Consider the following 12,234-nt stretch of genomic DNA (forward strand, 5'->3'; position numbering starts at 1 on the left):
GTACACTCCCAGGCCGACGAATCGTGTCTCCCGGGGACCGAGCCTGCGGCTCTGGCGACCGCTTCTGGTTTCCTGTCGGTGCTCCATGTCTCAGGCGTTCGTCAGTTCGAAGTCGCAGACGAAGGCGCTGTTTCCGCCCAGGTCCCAGTCGAACTGGTCGTCGTACGACACCGTGGCGCTCGTGGATTTGGCGGTCTTCATCGTCATATCCGATGTGAACGGATGTGGGTAGACCTCTCCGACGTCCTCGTTGAACCCCACCGCTTCGGCGACTTCCATCGCCACGTCGTCGCCGACGGAGACGCGCGTCGTCTCGCCGTCGCGCTCGAACTCCATCGGGGCCGTCGTCGACTCGGTCGACCGGACGTGCGTCTCAGCGACCGCCGCCCAGATACCACCCGCGCGTCCGAAGTAGATGTCTTCGAGCGCCTCTCGTTCCTCGTCGGTCGCCTCGTCGTCGACGAGCAGTACCACGTCCCACTGCGTCGCGGGGTCCATCAGGACGCCCTCGTCCGTCGAGACGAGTGTCGCGACCGTTCGCCCGCTCACGTCCACGTCGCCGTAGTTTCCGTCGGTGATGTTCCACGCGATTGCGAACGTACAGGCGCCGTCGTCGGGTGCCTCCAGCCACAGACACTGACAGACGACGTCACAGTTACACGCCTCCGCGTACTCCCCCGAAATCGTCCACTCTGTTACCATTGTAACCCCCTCCCTGTGAAGAGTCAACAGCTAGCAACATAAGTGCGACTTTGATTCGTTCGTGATAGTCGAGCGTCACGAAATCGGGGAGGCCGACGTGCCGGTCGGTTCAGACGACCCGTTCGCGCCGTCTCCACCACAGGCCGCCAGCGAGACAGGTGACGACGGCCAGACCGACGAGGAGTGCCGGGTTCGACCCCGCCGCCCGCGTGAGCGGCGCGAGGACGTAGTCGATGGGGGCGCGCTCGCCCGACCCCGCGTAGACCAGCCACACGAGGGCGGCGTTGTAGACGGCCCACCCGCCGAAGGAGTAGACGGTGAACTTCCGGACGCTCATCCGGGCGAAGCCCGCGGGCACCGAGATGGGCGTCCGGAGGACGGGGACGACCCGTCCCCAGAACATCAGTCCCTCGCCCCACCGACGGAACCACGCCTTGCTCCGTTCGACCTCTGACTCGGGGACGCGGAGGACGTGGCCGTACCGCTGCAGTATCCGGTCGCCGTTGACGCCGAACAGGTAGTACGCGAGCAGACTGCCGAAGACCGCACCCACGGTTCCGACGGCGACGAACAGAACGAACTCGCCGGGGGTCGTGACCAGATACGCCGCCGCGAAGGGGATGACCACCTCTGAGGGCGCGAAGTGGACGGTCCACGCCGTCTCCAGGACGACGAAGACGAACAGCGCGAGGTAGCCGTACGTCTGGACGAAGCCGACGAGCGCCTGCGTGAACGCGTCGACCGAGACCACTGGTCGCAGGGAGGAACCACCGCGTTATATGTTTCGCGTCTCGTCACTCCCGCTATGCGCGGACTCGGTGCACTCGACGTCGTCTCCGGACTCCCTCCCGTGGTCGTCGACCTGTTCGACCTCCTGACGCGGCTCGGTGACCCGTGGCTACTCCTCGGCGTTCTCGCCACTCTCTACGCCGCCTCCGACCGGGCCGGTCTCGACCGCCGTCGCGTCGGATTCGTTCTCGCCACCGCCTTCCTCGCCCTCGGGGTGACGCTGGCGCTGAAGTCGGCGTTCGCGCTCCCTCGCCCGCCCGGCGCGCTCGAGGAGGGGTACGGCTTCCCCAGCGGGCACGCGCTCGGGTCGACCGTCGTCTGGGGGACGGCTGCTCTCGCGCTCGACACCGGTCGTCGGCGCGTCCGCCTGGCCGTCGCCGGAAGCGTGGTTCCCCTGGTCGCCGCCTCTCGGGTCGTCATCGGCGTCCACTACCTCGTCGACGTCGTCGTCGGCGTCGCAGTCGGCCTCGTCCTCGTCGGCCTCGTCTTCGCGACGCTGTGGCGCGACCGGTCCACGCCGCCGACGCACGCCGCCGTCGACCGGGTGTTCGCCCTCGCGGCTGTCGCGGCGCTCGCCGCGCTCGTCCTCTCCAGTAGCGTGAACACGCTTCTCACCGTCGGTGCGACCCTCGGTGGCTGGGTCGGGTGGCGCCTCGTCGAACCGACCGTCGCGTCCGTCGGTACGCCGCTCTCGCCCCGAGGGACCGTCTTCGCCCTCGCCGGCCTCCCGGCCGTCCTCGGTGGCCTCCTCGCCCTCGACGCCGCTGCCGCGGCCGCGACCATCCCCGACACGCTGACGATGGGCCTCGCCGGGGGGTGTGTCGCACTGCTGTTCGCGTTACCGCGACTCGCTCGCCTGGCTGTCGAGTGAGGCCCGCCTCGCGCTCGACCGCTCCGCTACCCACCTGCTGTGTCCCGGCTCCGCCTGCGAGTGTAGACGACCGCTGCGACTGCCAGGAGTGCGAGTGTGGCCGTCAGCACGCCGGTCACCCACGTCCCGAGGACGCCAGCGACGTCGCGGAGGACCTGCGCGACGAGGACGACGACGGCGAGAGTCAGCAGGCGTTCTATCCGGGTGAGTCGCGTCTGGAGGGCGGACTCGTCCATACGGGCTCTCACCGCACACGGGCGGAAAACGGTTCGTCCCGACGCGGGCGGGCGTGGGTGTGCGGCGCGCGGCTGTACCTCTCTTCTGTCGGAGACAGTCGGCGGCGCGACGTGGTCGGCGACGCGGACGCGGACGCGGCTGCGAAAATAGTGAGTCGTGGGGGTGCGCGCTCAGAACTTCTCGAGGTACTGGTCGAGTTCCCACTGCGAGACGTCGATACGGAACTCGTCGTACTCGTGCGTCTTGGCTTCCATGAACTTCTCGTACACGTGGCTCCCGAGCGCCTCTTGGACGGTCTCGTCGGCCTCGAGCGCGTCGAGCGCCTCGCCGAGGTTCGACGGCAGCGTGGTGATGCCGTACTCCTCGCGCTTCTGCTCGTCGAACTCGTAGATGTTCTCGCGAATCGGGGCGGGCGCTTCGAGGTCCGCCTCGACGCCGTCGAGACCGGCGTGGATGAGCGCCGCGAAGGCGAGGTACGGGTTACACGACGGGTCGGGGAAGCGCGCCTCGATGCGTGAGGCGGCCGGGACGCGCGCGGCCGGCTTGCGGATGAGCGCCGAGCGGTTGCGGTCGGACCAGGCGACGTAGACGGGTGCCTCGTAGCCCGGAACCAGGCGCTTGTAGCTGTTGACTGTCGGGTTCGTGACGGCGGCGAGCGCCGGGGCGTGTTCGAGGATGCCCGCGAGGAACGAGTGTGCGGTGGAGCTCAGGTTGAACTCGTCGTCCTCGTCGTGGAAGGCGTTCTCGCCGTCCTCGGTGAACAACGAGATGTGCGTGTGCATCCCGGAGCCGTTGATTCGCGGGATAGGCTTGGGCATGAACGTCGCGTGGAGGTCGTGCTGGGCGGCGATAGCGCGGACGACCATCCGGAACGTCGCGACGTTGTCCGCCGTCGAGAGCGCGTCGTCGTACTTGAAGTTGATCTCGTGCTGGCCCTGGGCGACCTCGTGGTGGCTGGCCTCCATCTCGAAGCCCATCTCCTCGAGGCCGTAGATGATGTCACGACGGACGTCGCTCGCGAGGTCCTTGGGGGCGACGTCGAAGTAGCCGCCGGCGTCGTTCGTCTTCGTCGTCGCACGGCCATCTTCGTCCTCCTCGAACAGGAAGAACTCGGGTTCGGGCGCCGCGTTGACCTCGTATCCCATCTCCTCGGCGCGGGCGAGCGCCTGTTTCAGGACGTACCGGGGGTCGCCCTCGAACGGCTCCCCGGTGGAGGTGTCGATGACGTCGCACATGAACCGGGCCGCAGACCCCGACTCGGTGCTGCGCCACGGCAACACCGCGAACGTCTCGGGGTCGGGCTTGAGCCGCATGTCCGACTCCTGGATCCGGACGAACCCCTCGATGGAGGAGCCGTCGAAGTAGATGCCCTCGGTGAACGCCTTCTCCGCCTGTGACGCCGGTACGGAGACGTTCTTCACCGTTCCGAGGATGTCGGTGAACTGGAGTCGGAGGAAATTGACGTTCTTCTCTTCGATTTCGTCCAATACTGCTTGTGCTTCGTCAGTCAGACCGCCATCTGGTGCTGTGTGTTCGTCCGTCATCTTCTGGACAATCTACGCCTATACAGCCAGTATAAAGACCTTGTCGCTTAGTGCAAGGCCGTCCAGCGCTCCAAGAGAAGTGGTCATTCGTAAAGTTCTAAACCCCGGGTCGTGTGTTCAACTGTAATGACGTACGAAAACCTCGACGCCAAACTCATCAACGAACTGCTCGGCGACGGACGAGCGAGCCTCCGCAGTCTCGCTGAAGACCTCGACGTCTCCGTGACGACCGTCTCGAACCACCTCCGCGACCTCGAAGAGGAGGGCGTCATCGAGGGCTACACACCCATCGTCAACTACGACGCTCTCGGCTACGACGTCACGGCCGTCATCCAGCTGAAGGTCGAGGGGAGCGCGCTCCCCGAGATTACGGAGCGGCTGAAGGACCAGAACCAGATGATTTCGGTGTACGAGGTCACCGGTGACTACGACATCATCGCCATCGGGAAGTTCAAAGACACCGACGGCATGAACCAGCAGATCAAGGCGCTCCTCACCGACGCGGACATCCGCGAGTCGAACACGTCCGTCGTGCTCAACGCCGTCGTCGAGAACGAGCAGTTCGAACTGGACATCGACGAGTAACCGCGACGACGGTTCGTCGGAGCAGTCGTCCCGTTCGCCACCACCTGTCGCGCCGGTGCGCCAGCGAGAGACGTCGCCGGGCGTGCTCACCCGAAGCTGTCGGCGACGTCTTCGACCTCCTCGTGACAGAACGGACACCGATACCGGGTTTCGAAGCCGCTGCGCTGGGCAACGGTCTTCGTCTCGAGTTCGTGTATCGCGACGTCGCGTCCACAGCCTGCACAGTGGACCCGTACCATGTTCGACGCACACGACTACACTCGAATAAACGTTGGGCACGACCCCCTCCGTCCCGGTCGTCGACGGGTCGACGGTGGTGGCGCGCGCCCCGTTTCGTCGCCCCCGCTGTCCGAGGGAAAGGGTAATGAACGCCCACTGTCAGGTTCAGGGTATGGACGTGGTCAATCCGGCGACGAACGAACGGATCGACACGTACGACGAAGCGTCGGCTGACGACGTGGCGGACGCCCTCGGGCGTGCGACCGACGCCTTCGAGGAGTGGCGCGACGTGTCGCTCCGCGAGCGCCAGGAACTGCTCGCCAGCGCCGCAGACGTCCTCCGGGACCGCGAGCGCGAGTGGGCAGAACTGATGACCCGGGAGATGGGCAAGCCCGTCTCGCAGGCGCTCGACGAAGTCGAGAAGTGCGCGTGGGTCTGTGACCACTACGCCGAGTACGCGAGCGTCTACCTGGCCGACGACCACCACCCGAGTCCACCGGGGACGACGGTCAAGACGCGATACGACCCGCTGGGTGCCGTACTGGCCGTCATGCCCTGGAACTTCCCGTTCTGGCAGGTGTTCCGGTTCGCCGCGACCTACCTCACGGCAGGCAACGTGGGCCTGTTGAAGCACGCCTCGAACGTTTCCGGCTGTGCGGTGGCTATCGAGGAAATATTCCGGGAAGCGGGCTACCCCGAGGGGGTCTTCCAGTCGCTCTTGATCCCGTCGGACCTCGTCGACGACGTCCTCGAGGACGACCGGGTCCGTGCCGCGACGCTCACCGGCAGCGGGCCGGCCGGCCGGGCCGTGGCGTCGACGGCGGGCGCGAACCTCAAGAAGACGGTGCTGGAACTCGGTGGGAGTGACCCGTTCGTCGTGCTCGACGACGCTGACCTCGACGCGGCCGCCGAGACCGGTGCGTGGGCGCGCAACCTGAACGGCGGACAGTCGTGCATCGCGGCCAAGCGGTTCGTCGTCCACGACGCGGTGTACGACGAGTTCCTCGACCGGTTCGTCTCCGAAGTCGAGTCGCTGACCGTCGGCGACCCGACGGACGAGGAGACGGAGGTCGGCCCGCAGGCCCGCCAGTCCCTCATGGAGGACCTCCACGAGCAGGTCGAGGCGAGCGTCGAGGCGGGCGCAACCGTCCTCACCGGTGGCGAACCTCTCGACCGCGAGGGCGCGTTCTACCCGCCGACGGTTCTGACGGACGTCCCCGCCGACTGTCCGGCCGACGACGAGGAACTGTTCGGCCCCGTCGCGGCCGTGTTCCGGGTCGACAGCGAGGCGGCGGCCGTCGAGAAGGCGAACGACACCCGCTTCGGGCTCGGGGCGTCTATCTGGACCGAGGACCGCGAGCGCGGCGAACGGGTCGCCGCACGCATCGACGCCGGCTGTACGTACGTCAACCAGCTCACGAAGTCGGACCCGCGCGTCCCCTTCGGCGGCGTCAAAGACTCCGGCTACGGCCGCGAACTCTCCGAGCCCGGCATCAAGGAGTTCGTCAACCGGAAGACGGTCTGGATCGAGTAGAACCCAGGGGCTACTCGAACCCGTCCTCGAAGACGAAGCTCCGCGTCCCAGCTTTTCGCCCGCTCGCGTCGCTCGCTCGGCAAAACCTGGACCAAAACGACCTAGCTACTCGAACCCGTCCTCGAAGACGAAGGTGCCGTCTCGCTGGACGACCTCTCCGTCCACTTCGATGACCGAATCCTCGCTCATGTCGACGATCATGTCGACGTGTTCGGCGGACTCGTTCGCCTCGTTCTCCTCGCCGACGCACTCCTCGTAGGCGGCACCGACGGCCATGTGGACCGTGTCGCCCATCTTCTCGTCGAACAGCATGTTGTAGGTGAACTGGTCGATGCTCCGGTTCATCCCGATGCCGAGTTCGCCCAGATACCGCGCTCCCTCGTCGGTGTCGAACACCCCGTCGAGCACCTCCTCGTTCCGCTCCGCCGAGTACGACTCGACGCGACCCGCCTCGAACCGGACGCGGACACCTTCTATCTCTCTCCCCTGTCGGTAGAGCGGCATGTCGAAGTGGACTTCACCCTCGACGCTCTCTTTCACTGGAGCGGTGAACACCTCCCCGCCGGGGAGGTTCTTCTCGCCGTAGTCGTTCAGTGTCGTGTTGCCGGCGACGGACATCGTCACGTCCGTCTCTGCGCCCGATTTGATTCGGACCTCGTCGGCGCCGTCGAGGACGTCGACCATCTCGGCCTGGTGTTCGCGCTGGGCGTCCCAGTCGAGACTCACGGCGTCCCAGACGAAGTTCTCGTACGCCTCCGTACTCATCCCCGCCAGCTGAGCGTGTCCGGAGGTCGGGAACTGTGTGAGACACCACCGTTTCGAGAGCCGCTCTTTCAGGACTGGCTGCATCGCCCGCCGGTACGCCGCCGTCGTCTCCGGGGCGACGTCGGACTGCTCGCTCACGTTCGCGCCGCCGCGAGCGACGACGACGACGTCGCTCTCCTCGTACAGCGCGAGCTGGTGGGCGGGCGTCTCGAACTCGCCTGCCTCCTCTTCGTCCTCGTCGGCGCGCGCCCGCAGAAACGCCCGCGACGCGCGCTCGGAGTTGTTCAGGTAGACCGGGTTCGCGCCCCGATCGCCCACGACTTCGTGGAGGGCGACGGCGAGGTCTTCGGCCTCTCGGGGCACGGCGATGACGACGTTCTCGCCCGCCTCGATTCCGGTCGAGTGGTCGGCGATGGTCTCCGCGTGTTCGCGGATGCGTGGGTCCATGTCTCCCCCTGTTACCGTCGCCCTATGCCTCTTTCGGCGTCGACGCGGCCCATCTGCCGGTTCGCCGGACATCCTCTCCCGGCTGAAAAAGTGAGATACCCGTCCGGCGCGTCCTAGCGGCACCCGTACGAGCGGGGTGGTGACACAGATGCCGACATACATCACGTTGGCCGACTGGACCGGAGAGGGGATCGCAAACGCGAAGGAGAGCCCACGGCGCCTCCAGCAGGCGCGGGAGGCCGCCAGCGCCCATGGCGGTGAGATAACCGACTTCTTCATGACCATGGGCGAACACGACATGGTCGTCGTCTCGCAGTTCCCGGACGACGAATCCTGCGCGAAGACGATGCTGAAAATTGGCGGGAGCGGCTCCGTCCGCACGCAGACGCTGAAGGCGTTCACCGAGGACGAGTACCGCGACGTCATGGACGCACTCTGAGTCGCGTCCGCGTCGTCCGAGTCGACTTTTTCATCCGGTCTGTGGCTCGGGTCATCCCTCCACTGGACGCTCGACCGACCACCACCTCTTTGTCGCTCCCCCGACTCCCGAGAGGCATGATAGACCTCCGCTCCGACACCGTCACGAAGCCCTCACAGGCGATGCGCGACGCCGCCCGCGACGCCGAGGTGGGCGACGACGTCTACGGCGACGACCCCTCGGTGAACGACCTCGAACGTCGCGCGGCCGACCTCGTCGGGATGGAGGCGGCGCTGTTCGTCCCGAGCGGGACGATGGGGAACCAGGTCGCTATCCGCACGCACACCGACCGCGGCCAGGAACTCGTCGTCGACGACCAGGCCCACGTCGTCAAGTGGGAACTCGGCGGCGTCGCCGACCTCTCGGGCGTCCAGGCGCGGATGGTCGACTGCGGTCCGCGGGCCGTTCCCACGGCCGAACAGGTCCGGGCGGCCTACGTCGAGGAGTCGCTACACCGACCCGGGACCGGACTGGTGTGTCTGGAGAACACCCACAACAGCCGCGGCGGCGTCGCCGTCGGCCCCGACACTATCGAGGAGGCCTGCGAGGCCGCACACGACCTCGGCGTCCCCGTGCACCTCGACGGGGCCCGTGTGTTCAACGCCGCCGTCGCCCTCGACGTCGCGCCCGAGGCGTTGACCGGCCCGGCCGACACGGTCAATTTCTGTCTCTCGAAGGGCCTCGGCGCACCCGTCGGGTCTATCCTCGCCGGTCCCGCGGCGTTCGTCGACCGGGCGCGACGGGTCAGGAAACTGTTCGGCGGCGGGATGCGACAGGCCGGTATCGTCGCCGCCCCCGGCCTCGTGGCGCTGGAGAACGTCGACCGACTGGCGGAGGACCACGCGAACGCCCGCACGCTCGCTGCGGGTCTCGACGACGTCCCCGGCCTCGCGACACGCGAGCCGGACACGAACATCGTGATGCTGTCGGTGGAGACGGCGGCCTTCTCGGCGCCCGACCTGGTCGCCGCCTGCGAGGACCACGGCGTCGCGTTCGGAGCGCGAGACGACGCCTCGGCCCGTCTGTGTACACACCTCGACGTCTCCCGCGCCGACGTGTCGGAGGCCGTCGACCGAGTCGCGGCGGCCGTCGAGAGTTTGCGCTGACCGCTCGTTACACCTCGGGTTCGATGTAGACCATCCCGACCCGGCTGTCGGTTCGCCTGAGTTCCTCCTCGATGGCGGTTATCTCGTCGTCGAGGACCTCGGTCTCGCGGTCGAGGTCGAAGCTCACGTCGGCCGTGACGACGACGTTCCCGGGGCCGAAGAAGACCGTGCCGAAGCGGTCGACGTGGACGACCCCGTCGCGGCTCAGAATGGCCTCGCGGAGTCGCTTCTCGTCGGCTTTCGGCAGCGACTCGCCGATGAGGAGTCGCTTGTTCTCCCACGCCAGCGCCAGGGCGAAGCCCATCAGCAGGAGACCGATGACGACCGCCGCGACGGAGTCGTAGAGCGGGTTCCCCGTCACCCGCGAGAGGACGACGCCGACGAGCGCGATGGCGGCCCCGGCGAGGGCGATGGCGTCCTCGGTGAAGGCCGTGAGGGTGGTGATGTCGCTGGTCTTCCTGAACGCCTCGCGAATCCCCGACCAGCCGTACTCGGTGATCTGGCGCTGGAGTTCCGCGTTAGCCTTCGCCAGCGCGTAGGTTTCGAAGCCGATCGCCCCGACCAGGACGACGACGTTGACGAAGAACGGGTCGATGGTGGCTCCGAACAGCGTGAAGGGGTCCCCCCCACCGCCGTGGCCAGGGTGGAGGACCGCGTCGTAGCCGTGTTTGAGCGACTCCCAGCCGGCGATGCCGAACAGGAGCACCGCGACGAGAAACGCGTAGAAGAACTGCGCCTTGCCGTAACCGAACGGATGCGTCCGGTTGGCCTTCTGTCCGCTGTACTTGATGCCGATGAGCAGGAAGACCTGGTTGCCGGTGTCGGAGATGGAGTGGTACGTCTCCGAGAGCATCGAGGGGCTCCCGGTGAGAACGAAGCCGACGAACTTCATGACCGCGATGGCGCCGTTGGCGACGAGGGCGGCGAGGACGACGGAGGTGCTACTGCCCATGTCTCCCCGAACTCTCGGCCGCGTGTTACCTGTTTGGATTGCCTCAGTCGGCCCGTGGGAGCCTCTCCACCACCTCCTCCTCACTCGTCTCGCGACCCGTCGTCCGCGCCGAACGCCGCCCGGTTGTCACGGACGACCGTCCGCAGCGACCGGGCGTCACGGCCTAGCACCCGGCGGACGTCGTCGCTCACCCGCCCCGCGAACCCGAGACGCACCAGGGTGTAGAGGCCGACCATCACGAGGAGGAACGGGAGCAGCCGCCCGCGGCGGTACATCGTCGTCGCGAACCGCGGTATCGCCGGGTCGACGTCGCGGATTTCGCGGCCGAGTTCCGCGGTGAGGACGTCGGCGACGTCGTGGTACGTGAGCGCCGCCGGCCCGGTGAGGTCGTAGGCGCGGTTCTCGTGGCCAGTCTCGACGAGCGTCACCGCTCCCACCGCTGCGACGTCCCGCGCGTCGACGAAACTCGTCGCCCCGTCGCCGGCCGGGAGGAAGAGCCGGTCGTTGTCGACGACGTCCCGACGGTGTTCTGTCAGCAGGTTCTGCACGAAGAAGGAGGCCCGCAGGAACGTGTACGTGACTGCACCCTTGGCGGCCAGGGCCGACAGGTGGCGCTCGATGCGCCGGTGTGGGAGGAGCGGGTTCTTCTCCGCCCCGAGGACCGACAGGAACGTGACGTGGCCGACTCCCATCCGGGCGGCGCTGTCGAGGAACGGGACGATGTCGCGTCCGACCCGGCTTACTGCGGGCGGTCGCACGAGAAAGACGGCGTCGACCCCTTCCAGGGCCGGGTAGTACGTCTCCGGTCGCGTGAAGTCGAACGACACCCACGTCGCGTCGTCTCCGTGTCGCTCTCGGGTACGCTCGGCATCCCGCGAGGCCGCCCGGACGGGTTCGTCGTGCGCCCGGAGTTCGCGGACCACCTCGCGTCCGACCGTCCCCGTCGCGCCGGTGACCAGAATCACGCCGGGCCGACTTTCGGCAGTTCGCCGACGAACTGCTCGCCCTCGACCACGTCGAGGACGAAACGGGCCACGTCCGCCCGGGCGACGGACTCGAACCCCAGCGAGATGTCACCCGCGCGGTACGTCCCGGTCCCCGCGGCGTCGGTCAACCGGGGCGCGCGGACGACCGTCCACTGCAGGTCGCTGTCGCGGACGTGTTCGACGTGAGCCTCCGCGTCGGCGAGCACCTCGCTGGCGACGAACTTCAGCACCGCCCCCATCACCTTCCCGCTGAACGGCACCGCCTCGCCCTCCTCGCGGACGCCCGCCCCGACGAGCGTGACGAACCGGTCGACGCCGGCGTCGTGCATCGCCTCGACGACGTGGTCGCCGGCCACCGTCAGCAGGTCGTCCGGGCTCTCTTTCGACTGGCCGAGCACCGACACGACCACGTCCGCTCCCTCGACTGCCTCGACGACTCCGTCGCCGGTGTAGGCGTCACCTTCGACGACGGTGACGCCGTCGTTGCCGAGGAGTTCGGCCGGCAGTCGGTCCCGCGACCGGACGAACGCGACCACCTCGTGGCCGCGGCCGAGTGTCTGTTCGACCAGTGGGACGCCCGTCCGCCCGCTCGCACCGAGTACGGTGATTCGCATACCACCTCGTACGCCGTCTGAGCGCTTATACTTGCAACTTCGTAGCTTCGAAGCAATGGCACTTCGAGCCGCTCTCGTACGAAGCTACGATTCTGCAAGCTTATGTCTTCTCGGACCCTCTCGGTGGTGTGACCGACCCATCCACTCCGCCGGACGCGGACCCGGATTCGAATCCGAATCCGAACCCGGACGCGGACCCGGACGCGAGAACGGGGACGGGGACGGAGACGGATTTCTCGCTCGAGGAGGCGGCCGCCGTCCGTGCGGCGTTCGACCCTGACGAGCGCGAGCGCGTCGAGGGGACCGTCGTCGCCCTGCTGGACCTGCTCGGCCGCGCACACGCCATGGCCGTCCTGAGTGAGTTCGCCTTCGCCGAGGGGCCGCTCCGGTTCGGCGATCTCGAAT

Annotated in this window: 14 protein-coding genes and 1 pseudogene; 6 read left to right on the forward strand and 9 right to left on the reverse strand. The window is 67.5% G+C overall.

Annotated elements, in window-relative coordinates; genetic code table 11:
- Positions 1–90: 90 nt before the first annotated feature.
- Together ACESK5_RS17180 and ACESK5_RS17185 are read right to left on the reverse strand one after the other, a co-directional pair.
- Positions 91–702, reverse strand: coding sequence for a DUF1326 domain-containing protein (locus ACESK5_RS17180; RefSeq protein ID WP_372912804.1), 612 nt, complete (start codon positions 700–702; stop codon positions 91–93).
- Positions 703–811: 109 nt separating this feature from the next.
- A complete protein-coding gene (locus ACESK5_RS17185) occupies positions 812–1,453 on the reverse strand; it encodes a DedA family protein (RefSeq protein WP_372912805.1) in 642 nt (213 codons plus the stop codon).
- A 54-nt stretch (positions 1,454–1,507) separates the two neighbouring features.
- On the opposite strand from ACESK5_RS17185, the gene ACESK5_RS17190 reads away from it, so the two are divergent.
- Positions 1,508–2,362 (forward strand): phosphatase PAP2 family protein, encoded by an 855-nt coding sequence (locus ACESK5_RS17190; protein ID WP_372912806.1) that lies wholly within the window; start codon positions 1,508–1,510, stop codon positions 2,360–2,362.
- A gap of 26 nt (positions 2,363–2,388) precedes the next feature.
- Here the strand turns inward: ACESK5_RS17190 and ACESK5_RS17195 are convergent, their stop codons facing one another.
- Positions 2,389–2,598 (reverse strand): hypothetical protein, encoded by a 210-nt coding sequence (locus tag ACESK5_RS17195; RefSeq protein WP_372912807.1) that lies wholly within the window; start codon positions 2,596–2,598, stop codon positions 2,389–2,391.
- A gap of 171 nt (positions 2,599–2,769) precedes the next feature.
- Positions 2,770–4,143: a type I glutamate--ammonia ligase gene (gene glnA, locus ACESK5_RS17200; RefSeq protein ID WP_372912808.1), complete on the reverse strand. Its 1,374-nt coding sequence runs from the start codon at positions 4,141–4,143 to the stop codon at positions 2,770–2,772.
- A gap of 126 nt (positions 4,144–4,269) precedes the next feature.
- Here glnA and lrp point away from each other — a divergent pair, with 126 nt between their 5' ends.
- Entirely contained in the window at positions 4,270–4,728 is a 459-nt protein-coding gene (lrp, locus tag ACESK5_RS17205; protein ID WP_372912809.1) for an HTH-type transcriptional regulator Lrp, read from the forward strand.
- An 86-nt stretch (positions 4,729–4,814) separates the two neighbouring features.
- Here lrp and ACESK5_RS17210 read toward each other — a convergent pair whose 3' ends face one another.
- Positions 4,815–4,967 carry a hypothetical protein gene (locus ACESK5_RS17210; protein WP_372912810.1) on the reverse strand — a complete coding sequence of 51 codons (153 nt, stop codon included), beginning with the start codon at positions 4,965–4,967 and terminating at the stop codon, positions 4,815–4,817.
- A gap of 152 nt (positions 4,968–5,119) precedes the next feature.
- Here ACESK5_RS17210 and ACESK5_RS17215 point away from each other — a divergent pair, with 152 nt between their 5' ends.
- Positions 5,120–6,481: an NAD-dependent succinate-semialdehyde dehydrogenase gene (locus ACESK5_RS17215; protein ID WP_372912811.1), complete on the forward strand. Its 1,362-nt coding sequence runs from the start codon at positions 5,120–5,122 to the stop codon at positions 6,479–6,481.
- Between the two features lie 105 nt (positions 6,482–6,586).
- On the opposite strand, the gene ACESK5_RS17220 is transcribed toward ACESK5_RS17215, so the two are convergent.
- On the reverse strand, positions 6,587–7,693 hold the full coding sequence (locus ACESK5_RS17220) for an aminopeptidase (RefSeq protein WP_372912812.1): 1,107 nt from the start codon (positions 7,691–7,693) through the stop codon (positions 6,587–6,589).
- A gap of 148 nt (positions 7,694–7,841) precedes the next feature.
- On the opposite strand from ACESK5_RS17220, the gene ACESK5_RS17225 reads away from it, so the two are divergent.
- Positions 7,842–8,132 carry a GYD domain-containing protein gene (locus tag ACESK5_RS17225; RefSeq protein ID WP_372912813.1) on the forward strand — a complete coding sequence of 97 codons (291 nt, stop codon included), beginning with the start codon at positions 7,842–7,844 and terminating at the stop codon, positions 8,130–8,132.
- 116 nt (positions 8,133–8,248) lie between these two features.
- Positions 8,249–9,277: a low specificity L-threonine aldolase gene (locus tag ACESK5_RS17230; RefSeq protein WP_372912814.1), complete on the forward strand. Its 1,029-nt coding sequence runs from the start codon at positions 8,249–8,251 to the stop codon at positions 9,275–9,277.
- A 7-nt stretch (positions 9,278–9,284) separates the two neighbouring features.
- Here the strand turns inward: ACESK5_RS17230 and ACESK5_RS17235 are convergent, their stop codons facing one another.
- The 3 genes from ACESK5_RS17235 to ACESK5_RS17245 all read right to left on the reverse strand — a co-directional run bounded on the left by ACESK5_RS17235 (position 9,285) and on the right by ACESK5_RS17245 (position 11,829).
- Positions 9,285–10,229, reverse strand: coding sequence for a cation diffusion facilitator family transporter (locus ACESK5_RS17235; protein ID WP_372912815.1), 945 nt, complete (start codon positions 10,227–10,229; stop codon positions 9,285–9,287).
- Between the two features lie 80 nt (positions 10,230–10,309).
- Positions 10,310–11,194, reverse strand: a complete 885-nt coding sequence (locus tag ACESK5_RS17240; RefSeq protein WP_372912816.1) for an SDR family oxidoreductase — start codon at positions 11,192–11,194, stop codon at positions 10,310–10,312.
- Positions 11,191–11,829 (reverse strand): NAD(P)-dependent oxidoreductase, encoded by a 639-nt coding sequence (locus ACESK5_RS17245; RefSeq protein ID WP_372912817.1) that lies wholly within the window; start codon positions 11,827–11,829, stop codon positions 11,191–11,193. The genes ACESK5_RS17240 and ACESK5_RS17245 overlap by 4 nt, the downstream gene beginning before the upstream one ends.
- Positions 11,830–11,957: 128 nt before the next feature.
- Between ACESK5_RS17245 and ACESK5_RS17250 the strand changes: the two are divergent.
- A pseudogene (locus tag ACESK5_RS17250) lies at positions 11,958–12,234 on the forward strand (transcriptional regulator); the annotation flags it as partial.

Source organism: Salinigranum sp., from assembly GCF_041641895.1.
Classification (GTDB): Archaea; Halobacteriota; Halobacteria; order Halobacteriales; family Haloferacaceae; genus Salinigranum.